Below are 26695 nucleotides of genomic sequence, written 5' to 3'. Positions count from 1 at the left end.
GTGTTGTGGCTGCTCGGCGAAGGCCCCTGACGTGTTGAGGTCCGCACGGCAGGGAGCCGGGGGTCCGCACACCCTGTGCAGACCCCCGAGCGCGTCCTCAGCCGTCGATATGACCGATCACGGCGACCCGGATGGCATCCAAGTCGGCCACGGACACCGGGTGCGGGGAGCCGTTGATCCGCTGCCGTGGTGGGACTGGTGCCGGTACGCCGGCCCGGCGCAGTGCCTCGCCGAGAGCCTTCGCCTCCCAGCCGATCCGCCCGGCCAGCTCGAAGGTGGCGACCAGGCCGGCTTCGTGGTCCTCGATCACCTCGACCAGCAGGCCCAGCACCTCGGGCAGGTCCTCGGCCAGGACGGCATCCTCAACCTCGACCGCTGCGACGCCGGCCGCCGTCACGTCGGCGATGCGGGCGGCCACTTCTGGCGGGAGGTCGCCGACGGCGCGATTCCCGGCGGCGTCGCCGCTCAGCGTGCCCGCGGCTTCGCGCAGCGCCCGGCCTCGGTGGCAGGCGACGCGGATCTCCTTGATGGCCAGCAGGTGCGTGCGCACCGCGGTGGCCTCTCCGGCGTCCAGGTCGGTCTCGCCGTCGGCGCCCAACAGCAGCCCGACGCCCTTGTGGGACTTCAGCAGCTTGGAGGCGTCCATGCCGGCCTTATAGGTGCCCGCGCCGAGGATGGTCTCCGATGCTTGCCAGGTCATCACCTTCAGCGCGAACCGCGTGCCGAGCTGGCCGCGGAGCTTGTCGGGAATCACCGCGCTGTCAGGCTTCTGCGTGGCCAGCACGAGTGAGTAGCCGGCGGCCGGACCGGTCTTGGCGATGAACGTCAACAGCTCCAGGATCCGCTGTCCACGCTTCTTGCTCTTGGGGTTGTCCAGGTCCAGTGGAGTGTCGTCCTCCAGGTAGTTCTGGATCTCATCGATGCCGATCACCGTCAGCGGCATCCCGAAGGTGGGGTTGCGGGTGATCTCCGGGGTCACCTTTGACTCCGGGCAGACCTCGTCGTCCATGTCGGACAGTCGCTCGAACCGGTTCTCCACGTCGGCGGCAGCCTCCTCCAGCACCGCGATCAACCGCAGCACCGATTCGGGGCGGGTGTTGCGGATGAACCGGTGCGCGACCAGCTCGAAGGGGCGGTGGTCCTTGCCGCCCTTGCCATCGGCGATGATCAACCGCACGTGCGGGTCGAGTGCGGCGGCGGTCATCGGCAGCCGCATCACGTAGGTCTTGCCCATGCGAGGGATCGCGCCGACCAGTAGCGAGGTCCACACGACCGGCACCGCCACCACACCACCGCGCGCCGTGGAGCCGAACGGGGGCGCGGTCCACAGGTCCCACGCCTCCGCGCTCGCCAGCGGCGATGCGACCGGCATCGCCGCATACGGGTCGGAATCCCCGATCCACAGCGAGACGCGACCGGCGTGCCCGTCGTCGCCGCGAACGCGCTCGATGATCAACCGGGACTCATCCACAGCCAGCGCCGAGGCGAGATCCTCCCGGTGCGCCACCGCATTCGATGCGCGGCGGGACGGCGGCAGGTCGACCACGACATACCAGCCAGCCCCATCCCGCTTGGGGAGTCGAACGAAGGCGAGTCCTTCGTCCCTGCCGATGAGCTTGGCGTCGCGGAACGCCTCCACCAGGTGGTCACCGTCCATCGCCCAGGCCAGGGTTCGAGGACCAACGACGGCCTTCCTGCCACCAGCTCCGTCCTTGCGGCGCCCGAGTAGCGCCAAGCCGGCCGAGACCGCGCCGCCGGTGAGCAAGAGCGGCAGCGGGCCGGCCGCGAGGTCGGTCACCAGCGAGCCGCTGGCGGCGGTGCCGATGGCGGTCAGCGACCACCAGGCCCGCCGCTTGCGGATCGCGGCGATCTCCAACCACCGGTCCGCGAGCCGGTCGGCGGTCCTGGCAGCGGCATAGAAGTCCGCGACCCGGACCCACGACCACCATGCCCGCGCCGAGACCGCCAGGCCCCGACCGACCGAGCCGGGGTAGCGGACGGGCAGCGCGACGAGTTGCCCTGCGAGCTGTGCGCTGGCCTGTCGTGCGGTTTCGGGCGTCTGCCACACAGCCGGCAGCCGAGACACCATGCTCTCGGCCAGCCGTCGGGCACGAGTCCGCTGGTACTCGGCTTCGTCCACCAGCTCGCCGGTCAACACCTCGGAGCGAGGGGCGTCGGCCGTGCCGGGGAAGGGGACCAGCTTGCCGGGCGCGTCCTCGACGCTCAGCTTGGGGTGCGTCACTGGTCCGCACCGCCAGTACTGGCGTCGCGCTTCACCAGGGTCGCCAGCCCGGTCGCCAGCCCGATCACCAGCAGTGGCACGCAGGCCACCAGCGTGGTGACCGGCCAGGGCGCACTGGTGACGGTGGCGGCGGCCATGACGTGGCTGGCGATTTGCGCTCCGCCACCCACCAGCAGGCTGGCGAGGAACGAGCGGCGGGCGAACCGCCGGGTGCTCGCCGATAGACGATCGGAGGCCAGCAGGACTCGCAGTGCGTAGGCGCTGTAGAACTCGACCGACAGGGGAAGCACCACGGCGGTGTCCAGGGTGAAGCCGTGTCCGATGCCGGGCAGCAGGTTGATCGGGCCGAACCCGGTCAGCTCTCCGAGGCGGACCCAGCCGCCCCAGATGGCCACGGCCGCCGCCAATCCGATGAACACCAGCGGCCACGACCTCGGCAGCCTGCCGTTGGGACTCGGCACGGTCGGCTGGTGCTCGCCGGACGCCACCTCGGCGAGGGTTGTCGGCTCCGGCTCGATCGCGGGCGGTAGCTGGTGATCTTCGGCTGCCAGGCTGGTGTCCTCCGCCAGGTCGCCGCCCGGCTCCTCGGTTGTCTCGGCCTCGACGTGGGGCTCTGGCGGGAGGCTGATGTCCTCGGCCGCCAGTGTCGCCAGCGCTTTGCGGACCTGGTGGTCCGTCGCGTTGGTGAGCTTGATCAACGCCGGCCGTCCGGGACGGGGTTCGCCCGCCTGACGGGCAGCCTGGATGGCCTGTCGGATCTGGTCGGTGATGTCCGTCGACGGTGCGCTCATCGCTGTCCACCTCCGACCGTGCCGGTCGTCGCGTGTGGGTGGCAGCGAGGACACCGTTGGGAGCGGGTGTGGTCGGCATCCAGCCAGATGACTCGGGCGGTGATCGGGTCGGACTCGCGGGCGTCGCACCGTCCGCACACCGGTGGCATTCCGGCCGTGCGAGCGCCCTTGGGGGCGCGCTCGCGCGAAGGACGGTTCTCTGGACGGTTCAAGGACGTTTCGGGTGTCACCGTGACACCCCGTTCGGTGCGAGTTGACACCCCGTCGGAGGGAGTTGACACCCCGTGCTGGTCGGCGGGGTGTCGTGGTGACACCCGGTCGTCGTTCTGTGGATAACGCTTGTGGACAGCGAGGTTCCAGCCCTGCGGCCGGCGGTCGGCGCGCTTGATCTTCGCGACGATCACGGCGGGGTCGGACGGGGTGATCAAGCCCAACTCGTGCAGGGTGTCCAGGGCGCGGCGCACGGTCGACTCCGACAGTCGCGTGTACCTCATCAAGGTGGACACGGCCGGGAAGGCGTCGGTGCCGTCCGGGCTGGCGTGGTTGGCCAGGCCGACGAGGGTGAGGGCCAGGGACGGGGCGTCCCGGCGGTCGCGGGGGATCGGGGCGTCGCGCAGCGCCCATACGATGCACTCGACGCTCACGCGCCACCGCCGGAGCACGTCGGGGAGCAGACGAACACCTGGCTGCCGGTTGCCGATCGGCCAATGGGCCGGTGAGGGACGCGGACCGTGAGGTAGTCGGCGCCACAGACCACGCACGCCAGGCCGTCCGCCTGAGCTGGAGTCAACCGGGTGAAGTCGATCGGGGTGCGTTCGTTCGAGTTCTCGGTGCTGGCAGGATTTGGTGCCACGGCGGACCCTCCTGTCCGTCGAGGCCCCGTCTTGCTGCCCTACAGCGAGACGGGGCCACCTGATGTCTCAGGCGGCCCCGTTCGGGGAATCCTCAGCTCACCGAGACCGGTGAGGTCCTTCGAGCTTGTTAACCGTTTAGAGCCGCCGGGGAACAGGGTGTCGCCGGTGAACACGTGGCCGTCTGCCGAGAGGCTGACACCGCCCGGCGTGTGGCCCGGGGTGTGCAGCACCTCGACCCGCAGCGGACCGACCTGGAGGACCTGGCCGTCCGTGAGGTGGCCGTCCAGGTCCCCGGACCACAGCTCCGCGGTCGGGCGCGGTGGTCTGCCCTCGGCCAGCAGCTCGTCCGTCGCCGTGCCGGCGTCGAAGTGGCCGTGCTCGGCTAGGTGCGCCAGCTCGTGCCGCCACACGGCCTCCTCCTCGGCGTGCCCGAGCACCGGCACGCCGAGGGCCGCCGCGACCGGCGCCACGCCGAGCACGTGGTCGTAGTGCGTGTGGGTCAGCACGATCGCGGTGACGTCGAGGCCGGCCACGGCGGCGAGCACCCGCTCGGCCTCGTCGCCGGGGTCGACCAGCAGCGCCTGCCGCGCCCCCTCGGCCCGCACGATCCAGCAGTTCGTGTCCAGCGAGCCCACCACGACCCGCTGCGGCGCGACTGCCGTCATGCGGCGGCACGCTCCACGAGCGTCTCGGCCCAGCCCGAGTCGTCCTCGTCGACGATCGGGTAGCCGGACGCCCACGGCCCCTCCCAGTGCACGGTCAGGCCGGGATTGTGCTCGCCGGTGCCGTCGGGCAGGAACAGGTGCGGGCTGCCGTTGACGGCGCTGGTGCTCGCGACGGCATAGTCGGCCATCACGTCCGCCCGGTGCCAGCCCGAGTCCAGCGCCGCGGCCAGCTCGGTCACGTCGACCGCGCCGGTCTCGCCGGCGACGTCGAGGATCACCTTGCGGTGCGCAATGGACCGCGATTCGACCCAGAACGCCGCGCGCAGCGCCCGGTCCAGCTCCTCGGCCGCGCCGAGCCCCTGCGCCTTGGCGGCGTGCACGGCCTCGGCGGCGAGCAGCACCGTCGACGGGTACAGCCAGTCCGGCTGCGTCCACACCCGAAAGCCCGCCGCGGGCTCGATCTGCCCGAGCCCGACGGCCTCGGTGTCGGTGCCCGGCCGGGGATGCGGGCCGTTGAACAGTTCGAGCGGGAACGTGTGGTGATCCAGGGTCACTCGGCCGTCCAGCCCGAGCCGCCGCCGCGCGGTGACGAGCCGGTGGATCGCGACGTGCGCGAACGGGCAGAGCAGGTCGGACCAGAGTTGAATCGTCCCGGCCAGCACGGCGGGACGCTGGATTTCCGTTGTCGTCACTGAGGTTCCTCGTGGTCGGTGCCCAGCGGGTTGGTGGTGAAACGTTCCGGGGTGAGCAGCACGGCGGTGCGGCGCTCGGTGGCCATGATCCGGTCGTACTCGTCGAGATCGGGGTGCTCGCCGCCGGCGGCCAGGTAGATGTCGCGCAGCAGCCCGGGCAGGCCGTCGAGGGACACGCCGGGCAGCGCGTCGTCCGGGCCGGCCAACTCGGTCGGCCCGGACACGGCGACCCACTCCCATCCCGCGCGGAACACGAGCGTCGCGCGGGGCTTGCGCCGGAGGTTGGTGAGCTTCGCGGTGGCGCCCCTGGCCACGAACGCGAGCACGGGATCGCCGGTGGCGGGGTGCGGCACGATGCCGACGTTCACCACCGACGTCGACGGTTCGCCCGAGGGCCGCTGGGTCACCAGCACCGCGAGCCAGTGCTCGGGCTCGGCGAGTTCGGCGACCAGCCGCAGGCCGTCCGCGAAGGCGATCGGTTCACGTTGGGGCATGGTGGTTCCTCCGGTTCGGTAAGCGATTCTCCTTGGTGTATCAGAAGTTCTTGGCCACGTCGACGGCGAGCGCGTGCGCCGCGCGCCTGCCCTCGTCGGCGGTCGCGGTGGCCAGGTTGGGGCGGAAGTGGATCTCGGTGATGTCGTCGATCCCGGTCCAGCGCAGCCAGTCGTCGAAGAAGGTGCGCTGGAAGTCCGCGCCGAACGCGAGGTCCCGGCCGTCCCCGTACACCGCGCTGGTGTAGATCACGGCGACCTTCTTGCCGCGCAGCAGACCGGAGTAGCCGCGCTCGGGGTCGAAGCCGAACACCATGCCGGGCTGGCTCACCACGTCGATGAACTGCTTGAGGATGTAGGGCACGCCGGCGTTCCACATGGGGACGCTGAACAGGTACCGGTCGGCCTCGGCGTAGCGCTCGAAGGTCCGGCGGGCGGCGTCCCAGGCCCGCGCGGCCGCGCCCTCGGGGGTCTGGCCGGCGAAGACGGCCATCTTGGCCTCGGCCGCGGCCGGTCCGAACTCGGGCAGCGTGCCGTCCCACAGGTCGAAGGTGTCGACGGTGTCCTCGGGGTGTGCCGTTCGGTAGGTGTCCAGGAAGGTCCTGGCGATGGACAGGGACTCCGAGGCCTCGCCTCGGGGTGACGCGGAGATGTGCAACAGGTCGCTCACGGCGTGGGCCTCCGTCTGGGTGTGTTGGTCTGGAGCTGCCGACCACGAATCGGACCGTGGTCCGTTTCACTGTAACGGACTGCGGTCCGTTTGTCGGCGACCATGAGCGGGCTCACATGCGACGTCGACGTGGGTGGGCGGCGCGTGGCCCTGCGCGTGACCCTGCGCGTGAGTTGGGGCGGTCGTGAGTTGAGCGGTTACCTCCTGGGGAACGTCAGGGCGGTCGCGAGTTGAGCGGCTACCTCGTAGGGAACGTCAGGGCGGGGGTCAGGTGTGCGAGCGCCTCTCGTAGGAGATCGGCCAGCGGTCTGCTGGACACCACGACGAGACCCATGGGCTGCGTGTCCTGTGCCGGGCGCACCCAGCGCGCGACGGCAACGCGCGCGGCGGCCGACACCGCGGCCGCGAGCACGGCGATCCCGAGTTCGTCGTCGCTGCCGGTGCGGGCCGCGATGGCCGCTGCGAGCGGCTGTTCGATCCCGGCGACGGTGTCCACGAACTCGGCACGTAACCCTGGTGTCGAGGTGATCAGCATGAGCGCGTCACCGGTCGGCTCGCTGCCCGCGCCGTACTGCTCGACCACCGCCTCGATGACCGCCTCGGCCAGCGGTTCGTCGGCCGGCCGGGCGCGCAGGGCCGCACCGACCCGGAGCGCGCGCTCCGCCGCGATCGCGGCCACGATCGCCTGCTCCCGGCTGGAGAAGTAGTTGTTGTAGGTCCGTGGTGACACCCCGGCGGCCTCGGCGATGTCGTCGACCCGCACGTTCTCCGGGCCGTGCTCCAGGGCGAGGCGCAACGCCGCCGCGCTGAGTGACTCGCGCGTGGCGACCTTCTTGCGCTCGCGTAGCCCGCCGCTCTCGTTCGTGTTCATGGGGCCACTCTACAGCCGATGTTGCGCGCGCGCATTTTTGCGCGCACGCACTTTTGTGTACTCTTCGGTTGGCACTTGAGGCATGAGAGTGCCAACCCGGTGGTCGGCGTCGGTGGGACTTGAGATCCAGCCGTCGCGGGCGCCGCCGCCGACCACCCCGGCACGCAGGGAGAGGACGACAACGCAATGTCGAAGATGATCGCGTTCGACGAGGACGCCCGCCGAGGGCTCGAGCGCGGCATGAACGCGCTCGCCGACGCCGTCAAGGTGACGCTCGGCCCGCGCGGCCGCAACGTCGTGCTGGCACAGAAGTGGGGCGCGCCGACCATCACCAACGACGGCGTGTCCATCGCCAAGGAGATCGACCTGGAGGACCCGTGGGAGAAGATCGGGGCCGAGCTGGTCAAGGAGGTCGCCAAGAAGACCGACGACGTCGCTGGTGACGGCACCACCACCGCCACCGTGCTCGCCCAGGCGCTGGTCCGCGAGGGCCTGCGCAACGTGGCCGCCGGCGCCAACCCGATCGCGCTCAAGCGCGGCATCGACAAGGCCGTCGAGGCCGTCACGCAACGGCTGCGCGAGACGGCGCGGGAGGTCGAGACCAGGGAGCAGATCGCCGCGACGGCCTCCATCTCCGCCGCCGACCCCGCGATCGGCGAGCTCATCGCCGAGGCGATGGACAAGGTCGGCAAGGAGGGCGTGATCACGGTCGAGGAGAGCCAGACCTTCGGGTTGGAGCTCGAACTCACCGAGGGCATGCGGTTCGACAAGGGCTATCTGGCGCCGCACTTCGCGACCGACACCGAGCGGATGGAGACCGTCCTCGACGACCCGTACCTGCTGTTCGTGGCGTCCAGGATCGCGGCGGTCAAGGACCTGCTTCCGGTGCTGGAGAAGGTGATGCAGACCGGCCGGCCGCTCGCGATCATCGCGGAGGACGTCGAGGGCGAGGCGCTGGCCACGCTGATCCTCAACAAGCTCAAGGGCACCTTCAGGTCCGTTGCGGTCAAGGCGCCCGGCTTCGGCGACCGTCGCGAGGCGATGCTGACCGACCTGGCGATCCTCACCGGCGGCGAGCTGATCTCGGAGAAGGTGGGCCTCAGGCTGGAGAACGTCGACCTGCCGCTGCTCGGCAGCGCGCGCAAGATCGTCGTGACCAAGGACGAGACCACCATCGTCGACGGCGGTGGCGAGGCCGACCGAATCGCGGGTCGGGTCAACCAGCTCCGCAGCGAGATCGAGCGGAGCGACTCCGACTACGACCGCGAGAAGCTTCAGGAGCGATTGGCCAAGCTCGCCGGCGGCGTCGCGGTGATCAAGGCAGGGGCCGCCACCGAGGTAGAACTCAAGGAACGCAAGCACCGCATCGAGGACGCCGTGCGCAACGCCAGGGCCGCCGTCGAGGAGGGCCTGGTCGCCGGCGGCGGCGCGGCGCTGGTCCAGGCGGGCGCAGGCCTGCCCGAGAGCCTCGGCCTGACCGGCGACGAAGCCGTCGGCGCGAACATCGTCGCGGTCGCACTGGCCGCGCCGCTCAAGCAGATCGCCGTCAACGCGGGCCACGAGGGCGGCGTCGTCGCGGACCGGGTTCGCGGCCTGCCGGCCGGTCACGGCCTCGACGCCGCCACCGGCCAGTACGTCGACCTGATCGCGGCGGGGATCATCGACCCGGCCAAGGTCACCCGGTCGGCGTTGCAGAACGCCGCCTCCATCGCGGCCCTGTTCCTCACCACCGAGGCCGTCGTCGCCGACAGGCCGGAACGCAACCCGGCTCCGGCCGGCGATCCGACCGGCGGCATGGACTTCTGAGCCGGCCGAGCGTGCGACCCGGCTCGGTGGGCACTGCCACCGGGCCGGGTCAGGCCTGTCCCGTGAGCACCAGCCGTGCCAGCGCCACCACGCCGTCGGCCGCCCGTTCGAACGAGTAGTCCGCGCGCACCGCGCGGCGCAGGTCGGCGGCCAGCGGCGCGAGCAGCGCGTGCGCGAGGAACCCGGCGTCCAGGTCTGGCCGCGCCTGCGCGAGCAGCAGGCGGACGTGCTGGTGCCAGAACTGGTACGCGCCGATCCGGTAGCGGGCGCCGGGGGTGGCGGTCTCCGACAGGTGCACCAGGTCGAGGCTCGCCTCCAGCAGTTCCGCGTAGGCGGCCACGAACGCGCACAGCCGCTCCCCGGGCGGCGCCTCGGGTCCCAGCGGCGGCGGCCCGCTCAGGATCGCCTGCTGGAGCTCGCGCTCGCGGGCGTCCAGCAGCGCGGCGGCCAGCCCGGCCTTGTCGCCGAAGCGGCGGAACAGCGTGCCCTTGCCGACCCCGGCCTCGGCGGCGATCTGGTCCATCGACACCTCGGCGACGCCGAGCCGCCCGAACAGGGCAGCGGCGGCGTCCAGGATCCTGGCCCGGTTGCGCGCGGCGTCCGCCCGTTCCCTGCGCGGTTCGGGACCGATTTCCAGCGTCTGGCTGTCTTCGTCACCCACAGCAACGGGACTCTAGTCCGGTTCCGGGCGGTCGACCGGCCGACGCCGCGCCGGCCGCCGCGCACCGGCCGGAACTCGGCGGCGCTGGCATGATCGAGGCGACCGAGGAGGCTGCTGATGGACGTCGACGTGCGGGACGTGCCCGAGCAGAACCACTACGAGGCCACTGTGGACGGCGCGCACGCCGGACTCGCGGCCTACCACCGCACGAAGCGGGTGATCGTGTTCACCCACACCGAGGTGGACCCGGCCTTCGAGGGCAGGGGTGTCGGCGGCGCGCTGGCCCGCACGGCGCTGGACCAGGCGCGCGCCGACGGGCTCGAGGTGCTGCCGGTGTGCCCGTTCTTCAAGGCCTGGATCGACAAACACCCCGACTACGCCGACCTCGTGCACCACGTCCCGGCCAGCAGGGTCACGGACTGAGGGGACGGGTCATGAGCCTCACGCACTGCACCCCGAAGGTCGGCACCGCCAGGATCGCCGACTCGGCGGCCGTGCTCGGCACCGTCCTGCTCGGCGCGGACGTGATCATCGCGCAGGGCACCGTGCTGCGGTCCGTCGACGGCGCGGTGACGGTCGGGCACAACTCGGCGGTGCTGGAGAACTCCAGCGTCGTCGGCACACCGGACCATCCGGTGCGGATCGGCCAGCGAACCGTGTTCGGCCACCGCTGTCAGGTGCTCGGCGCGACCGTCGGCAACCTGTGCGAGATCGGCAACGGCTCGATCCTGCTGCCCGGCGCGCACCTCGGCGACGGCTGCGTGCTCGGCGAGGGCACGCTCGTCCCGGCCGGCACGCGCATCCCGGACAACTCGGTCGTCGTCGGCCGTCCAGGACACCTGATCAGGGTGGCGACCGACGAGGACCGCGCGCGGATCGCGAGCCTGCGCGAGAACCAGCTCGACCTGATCGACCAGCCACTGACCGAGGTCACCGGAAACGTGCCAGCGGGAGCCACCATGGGAACCCTGTACTCCCACCGCGACAAGAGCCCGGTCGTCGCCGATTCGGCGATCCTGTTGGACAGCGCGGAAATCACCGGCGACGTCCACATCGGACCGGACACGATCATCGGCGGCGGCGTCCGGATCATCGGCGACTCGCACGGCCCGGTCCGCATCGGCGCCCGGGTGCAGATCCTGGAGAACAGCGTGCTGCATCTGTTGCCGGACAACGAACTGGTCATCGAGGACGATGTGGTCATCGGGCCAGGTTCGATGATTCACGGCTGTCACATCGGCGCCGGCACCGTCGTCGAGCCCGCCGCGATCGTGTGCGACTGGAGCCGCGTCGGGCGGGAGTCGGTGATCGGCGCGGGGGCGTGCGTGAAGCAGCGCGCGGAGTTCCCGGAGCGCTCGGTGCTCGACGGCTTCCCCGCCAGGGTCGTCGGCACGCTGTCCGAACGTCCGCAGGTCCCGTCCTGGGGCGTCACCAGGCAGTCGCTCGGCTCGCTTGTCCGGTTGCGCTGACCGAACTGTCCGATAGCGCCGGCCGACCGGCTGGTAGCGCTAAGCCTTGCCCAGATTCAGCCTAAGCCTGTGTTAAGTATCACCGCTGAACAGTGATCCCAGTTACACCATGGTCAGGCACCTTCGTGGAAAGGGACGGCCATGGATGGGATCAACTTCGTTGTCGGCTACGTGCTGGCGGTGGTGGCGACCCTCCAGTGGGCGCGCGTGGTGCTTCGTCGGCCCGTGCCGTTGCGGTCCGACCGGGCAGCCGCGCCGCTCACCGTGGATGAGCTCGCCTGCCTCGCCGGGGGGACCGCGCGGGTCGTGGAGGCCGCGGTCGGCCGGCTGTTCGACGCGGGCACGCTGCGGTTCGGCCCCGCCGGCGTGCTGCGCGCCGCCGCCGGGGACGGCGCAGGCCGGGTCGAGGCCGCGGTGCTCGCCGAGGTCCGGCGCGGCTCGCACAGCACGGTCGCTGCGCTGGCGCACCGACTTGCGCACCACCGGGAGGTCGCCGCGATCAGCGCGCGGCTCGCGGAGCTCGGGCTGCTCGCCGGCGTGGAGCTGACCAGGGCGCGCCGCAGGATCGCGTTGCTGCCGCTGGCGTTCGTCACGCTGGTCGGCGTCGCCAGGGTGGTCGTGCAGGCGTTGACCGGGCGGGAGTTGTTGCTCCAGGCCGCGGTGTCGCTCGGCTTCGCCGCCGTGGTGCTGGTCGCCGTGGCGTGGCGGCCGGCCGCGCGGCGCACCAGGTTCGGCGAGGACGTGTTGACGCAGGCGCGGCGGCGCATCGGCCTGCGGGACTCGGTGAGCGCCGCCGAGTCGGTTGCCCTGTACGGGCTTCTCGGTCACCCCGATCCGCAGGTTCGCGGGGTCCTGCCGATCGCGGTGTGAGATTGGGGGTCGGCGTGGTGTCGGGGCGGCGGCCCCGGCACCACACCGTCACGTTTCGGGCTTGTGCGGGAATTGACGACCCTGTTCATGATCCGTTCCCGCCCCTAGAATCGGCACCCGTCGAGCGGCGGGCGGGCGCGGCCTGTGACGGCGCCGAAGCGGATGGGGGCTCGACATGGGGCTGAAGCGGACCGCTGCCGGGCTGGCCGTCGTGGTGGGCGGCGTCGTCGGGTTGTCGCTGATCTCGCGCGGCTGCCAGGCCTTCCTCAAGAGCGACGGCGCCACGGTTCAGGCGTACTACCACGCGATCGGCTCCGGCGACACGGCGAAGGCGTGCGGCCTGCTCGGGGACGCCGGCCGGGCGAAGCTCCAGGCCGAGCGGCAGGAACCGACCTGCGAGGACGCGGTCAGGAGCCTGACCGCGTCGCTCGACCAGGCGAAGCGGGACCAGCTCGTCAACGGTGAGATCACGGTCAACGACTCCGCGAGCACCTTCTCCCGCAAGGAGATCACCCTCACCGACGGCGACGTGCTCGGCTACGTCGTCATCGTCCTCGAGGTGCACAACGGTCGCGAGGCGATCACCGACTGGGGCCGGGAGTCGCAGCAGATCTTCTCGGGAGGCTGAGGGCTCCGGCGGGCCGTTTCACGCGGCCTTCCGATGGGCCGGGAGAATCCCACAGGTCAGTGACGGTATCCATTCGTTCCCTGGATATCCTCAAGGTGCCTACTTTACTGGAGTTAGTACAGACGCCAGGATGGTGATCACGGCCGGGCGGACCGCTCGGCCACCGAGGTTCAGGGAGTCATTGCGATGCTGGCCATCACGCAGAAGTCCTTCGGCGGACCCGAGGTGCTCGAGGTCGTCGAGGTGGACCGCCCGCAGCCCATGCCCACCGAGGTGCTGGTCCGGGTCAACGCGGTCAGCGTCAACCCGGTTGAGGCATACATCCGGTCAGGGGCGTTCCCGCTGCTCGGCGAGCCGCCGTTCACCCTCGGCTGGGACGTCTCCGGGGTCGTGGCCGAGGTCGGTCTCGGCGCGTCCCGGTTCGAGGTCGGCGACGAGGTATACGGGATGCCGTTCTTTCCCCGCGCCGCCAACGGGTACGCGGAGTATGTCGCCGCGCCGTCCCGGATGCTGGCGCGCAAGCCGGCCAACCTGGACCACGCGCACGCCGCCGCCCTGCCGTTGGTCGGGCTGACCGCGTGGCAGGGCCTGGTCGACTACGCCAAGGTCGAGGCGGGGCAGAAGGTGCTGATCCACGCGGCGGGTGGCGGGGTCGGGCACGTCGCGGTCCAGATCGCGAAGGCAAGGGGCGCCTACGTGATCGGCACGGCGAGCGCGGCCAAGCACAACTTCGTCCGCGAGCTGGGGGCCGACGAGGTGATCGACTACCGCGCGGTCGACTTTACCGACGTGGTGCGGGACGCGGACGTCGTGTACGACGTGATCGGCGGGGACTACGGCGAGCGCTCGCTTCGGTCGCTGCGGCCCGGCGGCGTGTTCGTCACGGCCGTGGACCACGGCAACGCCGAGCTGGCGGCGAAGGCCCGCGCGGCCGGGCTGCGGTTCGCCGGCGTCGGTGTCGAGCCCGACTACACCTCGTTGGAGCAGCTGACCGCGTTGGTCGAGGCGGGGAAGCTGCGGCCGTTCGTCGAGCATGTGTTGCCGTTCAAGGAGGTCGGGAAGGCGCACGAGCTGGTGGAGAGCGGAAGCACGCAGGGGAAGATCGTCCTGACGGTGTGAGCCCGAAGCGAGGGGCCGGCCGGGGCCGCACGGCAGTGCCAGGAGCTGCGGCAGCTCGTCTATGCCGCGCTGGTAGACGAGCCGCCGCGCTGATCACGCGGGCTGGGCGGCGAACAGGGCACGCAGCCGGTCGGCGCCGCCGCGTTCCAGCCAGGTGTCGAACGTGGTCAGGCCGGGGTACATCGCGCGCAGCGCCGGCAGGTCCACCCGCCAACCGCCCTTGACGGCGGCGAAGTCGTGCGCCGCCCGGAAGTTGTCGGCGTCGTACCCACCGCTCGCGACGAGCTGGTCGATGTCGGCCAGGGTGATCTGGTGGAAGGCGATGTCGCGCCCGGTGGCCCGCCTGATGGCCGTCGCCACCTGACGCGGAGTCGGGGTATCGCTGCCGAGTTCGATGGCCTGGCCGACGAAGCGATCCGGATCGTCGAAGGCCAGCGCGGCGAACGCGCCGATGTCGTCCGCCGCGACGAGCGGGGACGGGTGGTCCGGCCCGAAGAAACCGGACAGCACACCGGAACCGATGCCGTACCGCGGGCTCGCGTAGTTCTCCATGAACTGGACCGGGCGCAGGATCGTGGTGGGCAGGCCGAGCGTCCCGATGTGCTTCTCGATCTCCCACTTGGTTTCCCAGTGGCTGATGCCCGAGTCGCGCTCGGCCCCGGCGACCGAGGTGTAGACGAGGTGCGCCCCGACCGTCCTGGCCGCGTCGGCGACGTTCACGCCGAGGGTGATCTCCGAGCGGTCCTGGGGAGTGTCCGTGGCACGTTGCACGCTGAACACTCCGTGCGCGCCCTCGGCCGCGGCGTCCATGGTCGCGCGGTCGGCCATGTCGCCGACGACGAGTTCCGCGCCGAGCGCGTTCAGCGCGGTGGCCGCCGCGCTGTGCGCGTCGCGGACCAGGGCGCGCACGTGCCAGCCGCCGGCCAGTAGGTGCCGCGCGGCGGCGCCGCCCTGCTGGCCGGTCGCGCCGGTGACGAGCACGGTCTTCTGTGACGAGGGCATGGGTTCTCCTTCGGAGGTAGACTCCGGCCTCGATCCGGAGCACTGCTCCAGAACAATACGGAGCAGTGCTCCACTTGGCAACGGTGCTGGAGGGGACGAATGGCGACGACCGACGAGCCCGCGATGCGCGCGGACGCCCGCCGCAACTACGAGCGGGTGCTGGCCGCGGCCCGTGCCGTCTTCGCCGTACACGGCACGGAGGCCTCGCTGCGCGACGTGGCGCGCACCGCCGGCGTCGGCATCGGCACGCTCTACCGGCATTTCCCGACCCGCGAGGCGCTGCTGGAAGCCTTGCTGCGCAACGAGTTCGAGCAGCTGAGCGCGAAGGCGGACGGGCTGCTCGCCGACCCGTCGCCCGACGCCGCTCTGGTGAGCTGGCTGCGCGACTTCGCGACGGGTTCCACCACGTACCAAGGCCTGCCGGCCTCGGTGCTGGCCGCGCTGCACGACGACGGCTCCGAACTGCACGCCGCGTGCCTGGCCATGCGCGAGGTCGGGGCGCGGCTGCTGGCCCGCGCACAGGAGGCCGGGACCATCCGTGCCGACCTCGACATCGGGGAGCTGTTCGCCCTGACCGCCGCGCTGGCGTGGGTGAACGAGCAGGTCCCTGGCGAGGCCGACGTCACCGACCGCTTCCTGACCCTGGTTATGGAGGGGCTGCGAAGGTAAGCCGGAGTGTGCCAGGTTGCGCCGGTCGGATCGCGGTCCGCCGCGCCTGACCCGAACCAGCAACTGCCGCAGGTGAAAGCGCATTGCCCGCCTGGTTCGTCGTTTCGAACTCCGAGATCGTCATCGAGGCGCATACTCGACGCGACTGTCAGCGGCTACGGATTCAGGGGCGAACGCGGATGCTCGGCTTGGCGCGCAGGACGGCGATCCTCGCGATCGCCGCGATCGGACTCGTCGGCGCGGCGGGGTGCACCTCGTCGACCGGCGGGCAGGCCAGCGGGAGTTCCATGGTCGCCGCCCCGGCGGCCAAGGCGACCGCGCGGTTGCAGTGGCGTCCCGTCCTCAAGGTCGACGGTCCCTCGATGTCCGCCACCGCGCAGGTGCCCGGCCAGCAACTGGAGCAGGTGAAGGCGGAGCGGCAGAGCACCGACCCGGCAACGCAGTCGCGGTCGTTCGAGCAGCTCGACTGCCCCCGCATGACCTCCGATCCGCTGCTCGGTCATGACGATCCGGCGCTGCCGCTGGTCACCTGCGACACCGACAGCCGGTCCCGGTACCTGCTCGGTCCCGTCTTCCTCGACGGCACCGAGGTCAGCAGCGTGTCGATCGGCCATGGCCAGGACGGCAAGGACGTCGTCGACCTGAACTTCACCGCACAGGGGACGAAGACCTGGGCGGACTACACCACGAAGAACACGGGGGAGCAGGTCGCGATCGTCGTCGGCGCGCTCGTGGTGTCCGCTCCGCGCATCAACACGCCGATCGTCGGCGGTGCCACGCAGATCACCACCGGCGTCGGCCAGGACGCGCGGAGCCTGGTCGACAAGATCACCGCCAAGTGACCGCTCGACCCGTGCGGCTCGGCCCTGTGCCGTAACGCTTTGCCCCCCGTTCGCGACGGTGCCGATACCCGAACCCTGGGGACTCAGACGGACTGAAAAGGTTGGAATATCAGCTGAGTGCTTGAATCTCGGTCGCTAGCCTCTCCTGGCCAGCCGACCACGACGCCAATAGGGCTAGACCGTCCGCGGTCGCCGTGCCAGCGGGCGCGGTGTAGACGTTCAGGAGCAGGCCGGGTTCGGCAGGCATCTCCATCGACTCGACGTCCAGGTCGAGCTGGCCCACCACCGGATGGTGCACGCGCTTGCGTCCGGACCGGTGGAGCCGAACGTCCTGAGATGCCCACCGCTGCCGAAACAACTCACTGCACGTTGACAGTTCGCCGACCAGAGCGATCAGCTCCTCGTCGTGCGGATTGCGGCCGGCTTCCATGCGTAGCTTCGCGGCCGCGTCACCGGCAATGTGGTCGTAGTCGACAAAGAAGTCTCTGGCCGCCTCGGGAGCTAGATAGACGAACCGCGCTGTGTTCGCGGGCCGTCGCGGGTCGGCCAGCACCGGTGAGAACAGCGCGCGGGCAAGTTGATTCGTGGCGAGCACGTCATAACGTCGGTTACAGATCCAGGCCGGCGCGTCGGAGATGGCGTCGAGCACCTGTTGCAGCGTCGAGCGCACCGCCACGGCAGGCCTGCGCCGGCGTGTACCGCTGGGCGCCCCGGATTGGCGCGCGAGGTGGAACAGGTGGTCGCGCTCGGCCTCGTCGAGTTGCAAGGCAGAGGCCAACGCGTCGAGCACGCCATCGGACGCACCGGCGAGGCTGCCGCGCTCCATGCGCACGTAGTAGTCGACCGATACCCCTGCTAATAGAGCTACCTCTTCGCGACGCAGACCTTTGACCCGGCGGTTGCCGCCGTAGGCGGGCAGTCTGGCCCGCTCGGGCGTGATCCGCGCGCGACGGGAGCTCAGGAATTCCTTGATCTCAGTGCGTAGATCGATCGCGGCCACCTCGTCACCGTAGTCCCTGTCCGCAGGCGAAGGGAGGTACTGCTGGTACCCGAACGCCTGCGTTGAGCCCCGACTTGGAGATGTTCACGAGCGCCCGTAGGCCGCTGGCAAAGCCTCGCGCCTAGGTACCTGATGCGGTCGTGGCGATGCCGCCGTCGATGGGGATGATGGTGCCCGTGAGGTAAGAACCGGCCCGGCTGGCGAGGAACACGGCGATGCCTGCCATGTCGTCGTCGCGGCCGAGCCGGCGCAGAGGGGCCTTCGCCGCGATCGTGTCGCCGATGGCATCGAGCGTGGACGCCATCATCTGCGACGGGAACGGTCCCGGGGCTACCGCGTTCACCGTGACGTGCTGTGGACCCAGTTCTCTGGCAAGCACTCTGGTGAGTTGATGGAGTGCCGCTTTGCTGCTGGCGTACGAGTAGTTGGGCGACTCGGCGACGTGGATGCCTGCGATACTGCCGATGTTGATGATCCGCGCGGGATCATCGGCGGTGCCCGCCCTGCGCAGTGCGGGGAGCAGCGCCTGCACCAGCCAGAACGGCGACTTGAGGTTGAGGTCGATCACTGCGTCCCATGCCTCGTCCGGGAACGTCTCCAGCGGCTCGCGCCACATCGCTCCCGCGTTGTTGACGAGGATGTCCAGGCGTTCCGAGTCGACCTTGACAAGATCAGCGAGGCGCTGACACTCGTCATGCCTGGACAGATCGGCGGGGATTGCTTGAACGTCGCCGAATTCGGACAGTAGACGCTGTGCCTCCGCGCACGTGTCTGCGTTGCGCGAGCTGATAACGACGCGGGCGCCCGCCTGGAGTAGGCCGCGCGCTATCATCATCCCAATGCCCCTGGTGCCGCCAGTGACAAGTGCGTACTTCCCACTCAGATCGAAAAGGTCTGCGTGAGTGGTGAACTGGTTGTCCGCCATTGGTCTTCGTCCCTTCTGCCGGGGAAGCATGTGCTGACACGGTCGCGCGTCCGGTCCCGTGGATCCATTACTTCTCCTCCGTGTAGCTGGACTCAAACAGGTTGACAGGCGTCCCGGAAGTCTGGGAGACCCTGGTGATACAGGTACTGTCAGAGCCACCCTTGTCTGGTGCGCTGGCTCACGCGGCCACAATCCCCTCCTGCACAATCACTTTCTCAATTGCCTTGATCTGTATTGCGACCCGGCATCGTCGAGTCCAGGTGCGACATAACGCGCGTTCCCAATCGACCTCCACCGTCCACAACACCCTGAACCCAGCAGGAGGCGCAGCGGCTCGCCGACCAGCTCAACCGCCACTGACCGCAGGCGCGCGGGCATGGGGGTGGCTGGCCGGCGGACGCCGGTGACCGGTCAGGCGTTGCCCGCGACGATCACGTCCAACGGGAGACGCGGGTCCGCGTCGAGCAGGGCGGGTAGGTCGGTCCTCGTGCCGGCCAGGAAACCCGCGGTCAGGTTCGCGAACGTCGAGACCGAATGAGCCACCTGGTACGGCGGCAGGCCGGCCTCGGTGAGGGCCGCGCGGGTGTCGCCGAGCGAGGCGGGCTCGTAGCGCACCTCCCTGCCGAGCGTCCTGGTCAACGCCTCGGCGATGTCCGCGCCGCCGATGGCCACCACACCGTCCAGTTCGTAGGTCCGGCCGGCGTGCCGGCTGCTGCGGTCCTCGGCAACGGCGGCCTGCGCCTCGGCGGCGACCAGCGCCGCGACGTCGGCGAGATCCTCCCTGGCCACCGCAGTGATCCGGCCGTCGCCCCACGGCGCGGTGAGCACGTCGGAGACCGTGGTCTGCACGGCGATCGCGCCGATCAGCTCGGCGTAGAGGCCGTTGCGCAGGATCGTGCTCGGCACGGTCGACGCGGCGAGGCGGCGCTCGGTCCAGCGGTGCGGGACCGCGAAGCTGAGGTGGTCGCCCGAGCCGGCGAGGCTGGTGTAGACGACGTGCCGCACGCCGGCCCGCTCGGCGGTCTCGACGGCCGCGTCGTGCCGCGCGATGACGACGTCGTCCTCCGCGTAGCCCGCCGAGATCAGCACGAGTACGTCGATGCCGGCGAACGCCTCGGTCAGCGTGCCGGGCCTGTCGAAGTCGACCGCCCGGACCGGGACATCGGTGTCGAGGTGCGACGGCGACCGTGTGCCGGCGACGACCTGGGCGGTGGCGGTGAGCCTGCGGACGATCAGACCGCCGAGCGCGCCCGACGCACCGGTAACGAGAATCACGACACTGGTCCCTTCGCTGACATGGCTTGGGTAGCGGGGTTCAGCATGGGTAGCGTCGATGCGGAGGGTAAGGAGGCACATCCATGTCAGTGGGGCACACCGCGGTAACCCCCGAGGTCGGCGCGCCGGTGGCGGTCGGCCCGTGTGGCGAGGACGACTGCGGAATCCGGGACGTGCTGGATCGCATCGGTGACAAGTGGACGGTGCTGGTCGTCGTGGAGCTGGCCAAGGGCGTACGCCGATTCCGCGAGTTGCAGCGGGCGATTCCCGGGATCTCCCAGCGGATGCTGACCCTCACCACGCGCCGGCTCTGGCGGGACGGGCTGGTCGAGCGGACCGTGTACCCGACGATTCCGCCGCAGGTCGAGTACCGGCTGACCGAGACGGGCCGGAGCCTGTCGGAGGCGATCCGTGCGCTGGCCGACTGGTCGCGCGAGCACAAGGACGCCATCGCCGGTGCCAGGGAACGCTGGGACGCCGAGCAGTCCTGAGGAGCGGAAGTCGCGCTGGGCATTGGTTTCCGGTCGCGCTGAGGCTAAGGTCGACGCGTGACTGCCGGGTCGGCCAACTGCCATATGCGCGAGTGCCACAAGCGGACGGGGTACCCGGCTAGTACTTGATCACCTGGCGGGCCCGTGGCCCGCCGAATCCACTGCGTTCCGCGAGTCGGAGTTCGCAGAGGAGAGGAGGTGATCATCATGTCCCGTCCGGATCAGGACGTCTGGGGCGATTTCGTCGCACGCCACGACGTTGGCGACGTCCTCGACGGAAGAGTGGTCAAGGTCGTGCCGTTCGGCGCCTTCGTCGAGGTCTCGCAGGGCGTCCACGGGTTGCTCGTGAGCAGGCCGCAGCCCGAGGCCGAGGCGAGTGTGTCGGTTCGCATCGCCGAGATCGACAACGACGGACAGCGGTTGCGGCTGACGCGGCCGTGACGTCGACCGTGCGGTGAGTGACCGGGGGTGGGCCCGCCCTCGGTCGCTCCAGGGCCGGGAGATCGAATACCTGCTGTTCTCGCCAGGTGAGTGCGATTAGCCTGGCCAGATGGTGTCGATGGACCACGTGCTCGCGTTCGGGTTGATGTCGTTCGTACTGATCGTCGTGCCTGGGCCGAGCGTGCTGTTCACGGTCAGCCGTGCACTGTCCGTCGGTCGGCGCGCGGCGCTGGTCACCGTGCTCGGCAACGCGCTCGGGGCCTGCACGCAGGTCGCGGCGGTCGCGTTCGGGGTCGGCGCGGTGGTGCAGGCGTCGGCGGCGATCTTCACGGCGGTCAAGGTCGTCGGCGCTGGATACCTGGTGTACCTGGGGGTTCAGGCGATCCGGCATCGGCGCGGGCTCGCCGAGTCGTTGAGCGCCACCGCCGCGCCGACGCGGACCGGGCGGGTGCTGCGCGAGGGCTACGTCGTCGGCGTCACCAACCCGAAGGGCATCGTGTTCCTGTCCGCCGTGCTGCCGCAGTTCGCGGACCGGTCGGCCGGCCAGGTGCCACTCCAGATGTTGCTGCTGGGCCTGGTGTTCATCGCGATCGCGATGACGTCGGACACCGTGTACGCGTTCGCGGCGGGGACGGCGCGCGAGTGGCTGGCCAGGTCGCCGCGCCGGTTGGCCGCGATCGGCGGTACCGGCGGCCTGATGATGATCGGCCTCGGTGCCAGCCTCGCCATGACCGGCCGCAAGGACTGACTCCGGCTACGGGACCAGCCGGTCGGTCTTGATCGCGGTCAGGAACGCGGTCAGTTCGGATGCCGCGAAGCTGAGCGTCGGGCCGTCGGGGTTCTTGGAGTCGCGAACGCCAATCGGCCCAGCAGTCGGGAACCGCACAGCGACGCAACTGCCGTTCTCGCCGCTGCGGCTACTGGTGCGCCATGTTCCGTTGCTGGCGGGCTTGGATGTGCTCACGCTGCCTCCTCCGGCCTACCTGATCAAGCGCTCGATCAGAGCTGAAGTCTCGCCCGGTGAGAGTGCGATTCGCTCCAGGCTCTGTGTGCTCATGCTATACGTGCGCACACGGTCGGAGTCGTTCACGAAGACCGCACCGTCCTGCATCTCGACATAGGAGATGGGGCGTGCGTCCGCGAACTCCAGGAGCATGAACTGCCCGGTCACGGCGGAGTGCGGGCCGCCTTCCGGCCGCATGACCTGGAGCGTGACGTTGGGCAGTTCGGCGAGCTTCAGCAGATGCAGATACTGGTCACGCAGGATCTCCTGATCGCCGACTCGGAGGTTCAGTGCCTGCTCGTTGAACACTGCGTGCAACTCCAGCGGTTCGTCCTTACTCAGCAGTCGAGCGCGTTGCATCCGAAACTCGACCAGGCGTTCGCTGTGGTCGGGCCGGACCCGACTGGCCGCGATGGTCAGCTCGCGCGCGTAGCTCTCGGTCTGGATCAGGCCGGGCAACAGGATGGGTTCGAAGACGAACTCGTTTCGCGCCAACGACTCCAGGCCGACCATGGTCCGCAGCCAGTCGGGCACCACATCGGTCCACGCACCCACCCAGGAACCTTCCTCGGCGCGACCCGTCAACGAGTTCAAGCGGTCGATGTCCTGGCGTTCCGCGCCGCACGCCTTGAGGATCTTGCTGATGTCGACCGGGTACTGGTTCAGCCGGCCGCTCTCCAGGTGGCCGAGCTTCGACTTGCTGATCTCCACCAGCCGCGAGAGGTCGGCCAGCGAGAGGTCCGCCGCGTTGCGGTAGTGCGCCAGCTCGGCTCCGATCAACCAGCGCAACGCCGAGGGACAGCTGTGGTCGGCCACCGAGTTCTCCGTTCCTGCCCTGTGATGTGTCGGACGCACCGTATCTGTCCGCACCGACACGCTCACCAAGCGTCACCGTATCGAGGGATGTACCTCGGGATACGTCTCCGGCTACGGTCGGGAACCATGTTCATCAGCGACAACACCGTGCACGTCAGCTCATACGCCGTCATCGCCGAAGGGGCCCCGATCCGCTGGGAGGTGACCGGCGACGACGAGGTCTCCGTGACCATCGGGCAGGAGAGCAGCATCCTCGGCATCTCCGAGACGGTGACCCTCGTGCTCCGCCGGGCCGGTCTGCACCGCATGATCCACGCTTTCGGCGCGGGCCTGCTGGCACTCACTCCTGTAGGCGGTACGCAAGAGCCGTGTGCCGACGGCCCCCGCTGACGGTCCGCACCGCCTGCCCGATGGCCTTGCGCGAACCGACCAGCACGACGAGCTTCTTCGCGCGCGTCACGGCCGTGTAGAGCAGGTTGCGCTGCAACATCATCCACGCGCTCGTCGTCACCGGGATCACCACGCACGGGTACTCGCTGCCCTGCGACCGGTGAATGGTCATCGCGTACGCGTGCACGAGTTCGTCCAACTCACCGAACTCGTAGTCGACCTCCTCGTCCTCGTCGGTCCGCACGGTCAGCTTCTGCTCCTCGGGGTTGAGCGCGATCACCACACCCAGCGTCCCGTTGAAGACCCCGTTCGCGCCCTTGTCGTAGTTGTTGCGGATCTGCGTCACCTTGTCGCCGAGCCGGAAGATCCGTCCGCCGAACCGGCGCTCCGGTAGGTCGGGTCGGGGCGGCGTCAACGCCTCCTGTAGCAACGTGTTCAGCGCGCCGGCACCCGCGGGCCCCCGGTGCATCGGCGCGAGCACCTGCACGTCGCGGCGCGCGTTGAGACCGAACTTCGCCGGAATCCGCCTGGCCACCACGTCGATGGTCATCGTCGCGGCGTCCTCGGTCTCCTCCACCGGGAACAGGAAGAAGTCCGACAGTCCCTCCGTCAGTGGGAACTCACCCTCGTTGATGCGGTGTGCGTTGGTGACCACGCCGGACTGCTGCGCCTGCCGGAAGATCTGCGTGAGCCGCACGTGCGGGATCGGCGTGCCGGCGGCGAGCAGATCGCGCAGCACCTCGCCCGCGCCCACCGACGGCAGCTGGTCGACGTCGCCGACCATGAGGACGTGCGCGCCGGGCGGGATTGCCTTGATGAGTTTGTTGGCCAGCAACAGGTCCACCATGGACGCCTCGTCGATGACGACCAGGTCCGCGTCCAGCGGGCGGTCGCGGTCGTACGCCGCGTCGCCGCCCGGCCTGAGTTCCAGCAGGCGGTGGATGGTGGACGCCTCGTGGCCGGTCAGCTCGGTGAGACGCTTGGCGGCTCGGCCGGTCGGCGCGGCGAGCACCACCTTGGCGCCCTTGGCCGCCGCCAGCGTGACGATCGACCGCACGGTGAAGCTCTTTCCGCAGCCGGGACCGCCGGTCAGCACCGCGACCTTCTGCGTCAGCGCCAGTCGCACGGCCTCCTGCTGCGCCGGGGCGAGGTCGGCGCTGGTCTGCGTGCGCAGCCAGGCGAGCGCCCGGTCCCAGTCGACCGAGGCGAACGCCGGCATGCGGTCGGACTTGTTGTGTAGCAACCGAAGTAGCTGGCCGGCGAGGGAGATCTCGGCGCGGTGGAACGGCACGAGGTAGATCGCGACCACGGGCTCCTCGGCGTCCTCGCCGGGCAACTCCTCGCGGACCACACCCTCCTCGACGACGAGTTCGGCCAGGCAGTCGATCACCGCGCCTGCGTCGACCTGGAGGATCTTGATGGCGTCGGCGATGAGCCGCTGCTCCGGCAGGAAGCAGTTGCCGTCCGAGGTCGCCTCGGAGAGGGTGAACTGAAGCCCCGCCTTGATCCGCTGCGGGCTGTCGTGCGGGATTCCCACCGCCTTCGCGATCGTGTCGGCGGTGCGAAAACCGATGCCCCACACGTCGGTGGCCAGCCGGTAGGGCTCCTTGCGGACGACGTCGATGGACTTGTCGGCGTAGGTCTTGTAGATCCGCACGGCGAGCGACGTGGACACGCCGACGCCCTGGAGGAAGACCATCACCTCCTTGATCGCCTTCTGTTCCTCCCACGCGTCGGCGATCAGCTTCGTGCGCTTGGGGCCGAGCTTGGGCACCTCGATCAGGCGCTCGGGAGTCTGCTCGATGACGTCGAGCGCGTCGACGCCGAAGTGCCCGACGATGCGGTCGGCCAGCACCGGCCCGATGCCCTTGATCAGCCCGGATCCGAGGTAGCGGCGGATGCCCTGGACCGTCGCGGGCAGCACCGTCGTGTAGTCCTCGACGTGGAACTGCTTGCCGTACTGGGGATGCGAGCCCCAGCGGCCGCGCATCCTGATCGACTCGCCGGGCTGCGCGCCGAGCAGCGCGCCGACGACCGTGACCAGGTCGCCACCCCCGCGTCCGGTGTCGACCTTGGCCACGGTGTAGCCGGTTTCCTCGTTGGCGAAGGTGATCCGCTCCAGCACGGCCTCGAGCACGGCATGCTGGAACGGTTCCTTCGCGGTCACCGCTGTTGCTTACCACACGGTGCTATGCGCGCATTTCGTAGGCCCCCGACAGCGCGGCGACCTGCTGCCACACGCGGTCGAACCGCTCAGCGTCCACGACGGGCTTGCGGACGTGCGCCAGTGCCCAGGACTGCTGGGCATCCGTCGAAGACGCCTTGCCGTGCAGGGCGACCGCGTAGCCGGAGAAGTCCCGCGCCAGCACGTCGAAGAGCTGGTCGAGCACGTCGCGGTGCAGCCCGGTCAGCTCGGCCTGCTCCAGGATCAACTGGCCGTAGACCACCAGCGTGAACAGGTGGCCGAGGTTGAGCAGGAAGTCGAGGTCGGCCTGCTGCCCCTCGTCGGGCGCCGCGTCGCGCAGCAGCGTCAGCAGGCCGCGCGCCTGCTCGTGGAACAGCGCCACGTTCGGCACGTCGGCGAACTGCCGGTAGGCGGCCTGCCAGTCGTGGAAGGTGACGCCGCCGAGGCCGCGCGCGGGCCCCTGCCGGAACAGGAACTCGTCGTCGGCCGGGTCGTGTCTGGTCGGCACGGCCGGGTACTCGCTCGGCGCGAACAGGTAGTTGGGCATGAACTTGAGCACCAGCGCGAGGTTCACGTGCACGGTGCCCTCCAGCTTGGGCAGCCCGCGGATCTCCCTGGTGGCCATGCGGAAGTAGGTGTCGCGCTCGAACCCCTTGGCCGCGATGACGTCCCACAGCAGGTCGATCACCCGCTCGCCCTCGGTGGTGACCTTCATCTTGGTCACCGGGTTGAACAGCAGGTAGCGCCGGTCGTCGGGGCCGGCCGAGCGGAAGTAGTCCACCGCGCGGTCGCTGAACAGCTTCATCGCGAGCAGCCGCGCGTAGGCGTCCACGAAGTTCTGCCGCACGTGGCCGAACTCGGTGACGCGCCTGCCGTACAGGACGCGGTTGTGCGCGTGCGTGATCGCCTCGTAGAAGGCGTGCTCGCTGATGCCGATCGAGCCGGTGCAGAGGTTGAACTTGCCGACGTTGACGGTGTTCAGCGCCGCGCTGAACGCCTCGGGCCCGGCGTGCAGGATGTCGTCGGCGGCCACCGGATAGTCGTTCAGCCGGAACTCGCTGACATACATCTGTGTCGCCACGACGTTCTGCACCAGCTCGAAGTTCGGGTGCTGGCTGTCGACGGCGAAGAACACGTATCCGTCCGCGCCCTCGACGTCGGCGCGGCGGCCGAACACCGAGACCATGCCGGCGACGTTGCCATTGCCGATGTAGTACTTGCCGCCGCTGGCACGGAATCCGCCGTTGCCGTCCGGCGTGAGGATCATGTCGGTTGAGTAGACGTCCGCGCCGTGGTCCTTTTCGGACAGGCCGAATGCGAACACCGCGCCGTCGTCGAGCAGTTCCGCGGCGCGCGCCTTCGCCTTGCCGTTGTCGCTCATCCAGATCGGGCCGAGGCCGAGGACGGTGACCTGCCAGGCGTACCAGTACTGGAGGCCGTAGAAGCCGAGGATCTCGCTGAGCGCGGCGTTGCGCGCGGTGTCCCAACGCTTGTTCGGGTCGCCGCCGCCCTCGGCGGCCGGCGTCTGGAAGGTGGCGAACAGCTTCTCCCGCCGCGCGAACTCGAGGAAGTCCGCGTACCAGGCGCGGTCGAGGTCGTCGGCGATGAGCGTGCGCTTGCCGCGCTCCTCGAACCAGTCGATGACCGCCCGCAGCAGCCGCCGGGACTCCGCGTCCAGGTGCTGGGGGTCGTAGGTGTTGGGGTGGAACAGCACCGTGGTGTCCTTCCGTCCTGGAGTCTCGGCGAGGCTCGGCGGAAGGCTACCAGTCAGTAACATGCCCGGCAGGTCAGCGCCACGGACACGTCCTAGAAGTGTCCTGAAGATCT

General features: G+C 69.9%; 29 protein-coding genes. 12 read left to right on the top strand and 17 right to left on the bottom strand.

Annotated elements, in window-relative coordinates; genetic code table 11:
• Positions 1 to 97: 97 nt before the first annotated feature.
• From F0L68_RS00145 to F0L68_RS00110, 8 genes are all read right to left on the bottom strand, one after another.
• Positions 98 to 2242: an ACT domain-containing protein gene (locus tag F0L68_RS00145; protein ID WP_149847294.1), complete on the bottom strand. Its 2145-nt coding sequence runs from the start codon at positions 2240 to 2242 to the stop codon at positions 98 to 100.
• The gene (locus F0L68_RS00140) at positions 2239 to 3033 is read right to left on the bottom strand and encodes a hypothetical protein (protein ID WP_149847293.1); all 795 of its coding nucleotides are present in this window, start codon (positions 3031 to 3033) and stop codon (positions 2239 to 2241) included. Before F0L68_RS00140 ends, F0L68_RS00145 begins: the two co-directional genes overlap by 4 nt.
• Complete coding sequence (locus tag F0L68_RS00135) at positions 3030 to 3677, bottom strand: helix-turn-helix domain-containing protein (protein ID WP_188316305.1); 648 nt, start codon at positions 3675 to 3677, stop codon at positions 3030 to 3032. The genes F0L68_RS00140 and F0L68_RS00135 overlap by 4 nt, the downstream gene beginning before the upstream one ends.
• A 248-nt stretch (positions 3678 to 3925) precedes the next feature.
• On the bottom strand, positions 3926 to 4552 hold the full coding sequence (locus F0L68_RS00130; protein ID WP_149847291.1) for an MBL fold metallo-hydrolase: 627 nt from the start codon (positions 4550 to 4552) through the stop codon (positions 3926 to 3928).
• Entirely contained in the window at positions 4549 to 5244 is a 696-nt protein-coding gene (locus F0L68_RS00125) for a DsbA family oxidoreductase (RefSeq protein WP_188316304.1), read from the bottom strand. The genes F0L68_RS00130 and F0L68_RS00125 overlap by 4 nt, the downstream gene beginning before the upstream one ends.
• On the bottom strand, positions 5241 to 5738 hold the full coding sequence (locus tag F0L68_RS00120) for a pyridoxamine 5'-phosphate oxidase family protein (RefSeq protein WP_149847290.1): 498 nt from the start codon (positions 5736 to 5738) through the stop codon (positions 5241 to 5243). Before F0L68_RS00120 ends, F0L68_RS00125 begins: the two co-directional genes overlap by 4 nt.
• 40 nt (positions 5739 to 5778) lie before the next feature.
• Positions 5779 to 6405: an FMN-dependent NADH-azoreductase gene (locus tag F0L68_RS00115; RefSeq protein ID WP_149847289.1), complete on the bottom strand. Its 627-nt coding sequence runs from the start codon at positions 6403 to 6405 to the stop codon at positions 5779 to 5781.
• Positions 6406 to 6643: 238 nt separating this feature from the next.
• On the bottom strand, positions 6644 to 7276 hold the full coding sequence (locus tag F0L68_RS00110; protein ID WP_149847288.1) for a TetR/AcrR family transcriptional regulator: 633 nt from the start codon (positions 7274 to 7276) through the stop codon (positions 6644 to 6646).
• A 186-nt stretch (positions 7277 to 7462) separates the two neighbouring features.
• On the opposite strand from F0L68_RS00110, the gene groL reads away from it, so the two are divergent.
• The gene (gene groL, locus F0L68_RS00105; RefSeq protein ID WP_149847287.1) at positions 7463 to 9082 is read left to right on the top strand and encodes a chaperonin GroEL; all 1620 of its coding nucleotides are present in this window, start codon (positions 7463 to 7465) and stop codon (positions 9080 to 9082) included.
• A gap of 49 nt (positions 9083 to 9131) precedes the next feature.
• Here the strand turns inward: groL and F0L68_RS00100 are convergent, their stop codons facing one another.
• Positions 9132 to 9743 carry a TetR/AcrR family transcriptional regulator gene (locus F0L68_RS00100; RefSeq protein WP_223198366.1) on the bottom strand — a complete coding sequence of 204 codons (612 nt, stop codon included), beginning with the start codon at positions 9741 to 9743 and terminating at the stop codon, positions 9132 to 9134.
• A gap of 117 nt (positions 9744 to 9860) precedes the next feature.
• On the opposite strand from F0L68_RS00100, the gene F0L68_RS00095 reads away from it, so the two are divergent.
• The 5 genes from F0L68_RS00095 to F0L68_RS00075 all read left to right on the top strand — a co-directional run bounded on the left by F0L68_RS00095 (position 9861) and on the right by F0L68_RS00075 (position 13829).
• On the top strand, positions 9861 to 10166 hold the full coding sequence (locus F0L68_RS00095; RefSeq protein ID WP_149847286.1) for a GNAT family N-acetyltransferase: 306 nt from the start codon (positions 9861 to 9863) through the stop codon (positions 10164 to 10166).
• An 11-nt stretch (positions 10167 to 10177) separates the two neighbouring features.
• Entirely contained in the window at positions 10178 to 11212 is a 1035-nt protein-coding gene (locus F0L68_RS00090) for a gamma carbonic anhydrase family protein (RefSeq protein WP_149847285.1), read from the top strand.
• 141 nt (positions 11213 to 11353) lie between these two features.
• The gene (locus tag F0L68_RS00085; RefSeq protein WP_149847284.1) at positions 11354 to 12082 is read left to right on the top strand and encodes a TIGR04222 domain-containing membrane protein; all 729 of its coding nucleotides are present in this window, start codon (positions 11354 to 11356) and stop codon (positions 12080 to 12082) included.
• A gap of 175 nt (positions 12083 to 12257) precedes the next feature.
• The gene (locus tag F0L68_RS00080) at positions 12258 to 12710 is read left to right on the top strand and encodes a hypothetical protein (RefSeq protein ID WP_149847283.1); all 453 of its coding nucleotides are present in this window, start codon (positions 12258 to 12260) and stop codon (positions 12708 to 12710) included.
• A gap of 186 nt (positions 12711 to 12896) precedes the next feature.
• Positions 12897 to 13829, top strand: coding sequence for an NADP-dependent oxidoreductase (locus tag F0L68_RS00075; protein WP_149847282.1), 933 nt, complete (start codon positions 12897 to 12899; stop codon positions 13827 to 13829).
• A 93-nt stretch (positions 13830 to 13922) separates the two neighbouring features.
• Here the strand turns inward: F0L68_RS00075 and F0L68_RS00070 are convergent, their stop codons facing one another.
• Positions 13923 to 14831 carry an NmrA/HSCARG family protein gene (locus F0L68_RS00070; RefSeq protein WP_149847281.1) on the bottom strand — a complete coding sequence of 303 codons (909 nt, stop codon included), beginning with the start codon at positions 14829 to 14831 and terminating at the stop codon, positions 13923 to 13925.
• A 99-nt stretch (positions 14832 to 14930) separates the two neighbouring features.
• On the opposite strand from F0L68_RS00070, the gene F0L68_RS00065 reads away from it, so the two are divergent.
• Both F0L68_RS00065 and F0L68_RS00060 read left to right on the top strand, forming a co-directional pair.
• On the top strand, positions 14931 to 15500 hold the full coding sequence (locus tag F0L68_RS00065; RefSeq protein ID WP_149847280.1) for a TetR/AcrR family transcriptional regulator: 570 nt from the start codon (positions 14931 to 14933) through the stop codon (positions 15498 to 15500).
• A 179-nt stretch (positions 15501 to 15679) separates the two neighbouring features.
• Positions 15680 to 16342, top strand: coding sequence for a SecDF P1 head subdomain-containing protein (locus tag F0L68_RS00060; protein WP_149847279.1), 663 nt, complete (start codon positions 15680 to 15682; stop codon positions 16340 to 16342).
• A gap of 109 nt (positions 16343 to 16451) precedes the next feature.
• On the opposite strand, the gene F0L68_RS00055 is transcribed toward F0L68_RS00060, so the two are convergent.
• The 3 genes from F0L68_RS00055 to F0L68_RS00045 form a co-directional block, all read right to left on the bottom strand.
• Positions 16452 to 17342 carry a helix-turn-helix transcriptional regulator gene (locus F0L68_RS00055; protein WP_149847278.1) on the bottom strand — a complete coding sequence of 297 codons (891 nt, stop codon included), beginning with the start codon at positions 17340 to 17342 and terminating at the stop codon, positions 16452 to 16454.
• Positions 17343 to 17463: 121 nt separating this feature from the next.
• Positions 17464 to 18267 (bottom strand): SDR family oxidoreductase, encoded by an 804-nt coding sequence (locus F0L68_RS00050; protein ID WP_149847277.1) that lies wholly within the window; start codon positions 18265 to 18267, stop codon positions 17464 to 17466.
• A 411-nt stretch (positions 18268 to 18678) separates the two neighbouring features.
• On the bottom strand, positions 18679 to 19542 hold the full coding sequence (locus F0L68_RS00045) for an NAD(P)H-binding protein (RefSeq protein ID WP_149847276.1): 864 nt from the start codon (positions 19540 to 19542) through the stop codon (positions 18679 to 18681).
• A gap of 83 nt (positions 19543 to 19625) precedes the next feature.
• Here F0L68_RS00045 and F0L68_RS00040 point away from each other — a divergent pair, with 83 nt between their 5' ends.
• The 3 genes from F0L68_RS00040 (at position 19626) to F0L68_RS00030 (ending at position 21222) form a co-directional block, all read left to right on the top strand.
• Positions 19626 to 20033: a winged helix-turn-helix transcriptional regulator gene (locus F0L68_RS00040; RefSeq protein WP_149847275.1), complete on the top strand. Its 408-nt coding sequence runs from the start codon at positions 19626 to 19628 to the stop codon at positions 20031 to 20033.
• 207 nt (positions 20034 to 20240) lie between these two features.
• Positions 20241 to 20474 carry a S1 RNA-binding domain-containing protein gene (locus tag F0L68_RS00035; protein WP_149847274.1) on the top strand — a complete coding sequence of 78 codons (234 nt, stop codon included), beginning with the start codon at positions 20241 to 20243 and terminating at the stop codon, positions 20472 to 20474.
• Positions 20475 to 20583: 109 nt separating this feature from the next.
• A complete protein-coding gene (locus F0L68_RS00030) occupies positions 20584 to 21222 on the top strand; it encodes a LysE family translocator (RefSeq protein WP_149847273.1) in 639 nt (212 codons plus the stop codon).
• 6 nt (positions 21223 to 21228) lie between these two features.
• Here the strand turns inward: F0L68_RS00030 and F0L68_RS00025 are convergent, their stop codons facing one another.
• On the bottom strand, positions 21229 to 21438 hold the full coding sequence (locus tag F0L68_RS00025) for a DUF397 domain-containing protein (protein ID WP_149847272.1): 210 nt from the start codon (positions 21436 to 21438) through the stop codon (positions 21229 to 21231).
• A 15-nt stretch (positions 21439 to 21453) separates the two neighbouring features.
• A complete protein-coding gene (locus tag F0L68_RS00020; RefSeq protein ID WP_149847271.1) occupies positions 21454 to 22293 on the bottom strand; it encodes a helix-turn-helix domain-containing protein in 840 nt (279 codons plus the stop codon).
• 126 nt (positions 22294 to 22419) lie between these two features.
• Here F0L68_RS00020 and F0L68_RS00015 point away from each other — a divergent pair, with 126 nt between their 5' ends.
• The gene (locus F0L68_RS00015; RefSeq protein ID WP_149847270.1) at positions 22420 to 22683 is read left to right on the top strand and encodes a hypothetical protein; all 264 of its coding nucleotides are present in this window, start codon (positions 22420 to 22422) and stop codon (positions 22681 to 22683) included.
• On the opposite strand, the gene recD2 is transcribed toward F0L68_RS00015, so the two are convergent.
• Positions 22634 to 24850 (bottom strand): SF1B family DNA helicase RecD2, encoded by a 2217-nt coding sequence (gene recD2, locus F0L68_RS00010; protein WP_149847269.1) that lies wholly within the window; start codon positions 24848 to 24850, stop codon positions 22634 to 22636. The two genes, F0L68_RS00015 and recD2, sit on opposite strands and share 50 nt — an antisense overlap.
• A gap of 22 nt (positions 24851 to 24872) precedes the next feature.
• Positions 24873 to 26645 carry an acyl-CoA dehydrogenase family protein gene (locus tag F0L68_RS00005; RefSeq protein ID WP_149847268.1) on the bottom strand — a complete coding sequence of 591 codons (1773 nt, stop codon included), beginning with the start codon at positions 26643 to 26645 and terminating at the stop codon, positions 24873 to 24875.
• Positions 26646 to 26695 lie beyond the last annotated feature (50 nt).

The sequence above is a fragment of the Solihabitans fulvus genome, from assembly GCF_008386585.1.
Classification (GTDB): Bacteria; Actinomycetota; Actinomycetes; order Mycobacteriales; family Pseudonocardiaceae; genus Solihabitans; species Solihabitans fulvus.
The sequence above is the reverse complement of the archived record's forward strand: the minus strand, read 5'-3'. Positions and strand labels throughout refer to the sequence as shown.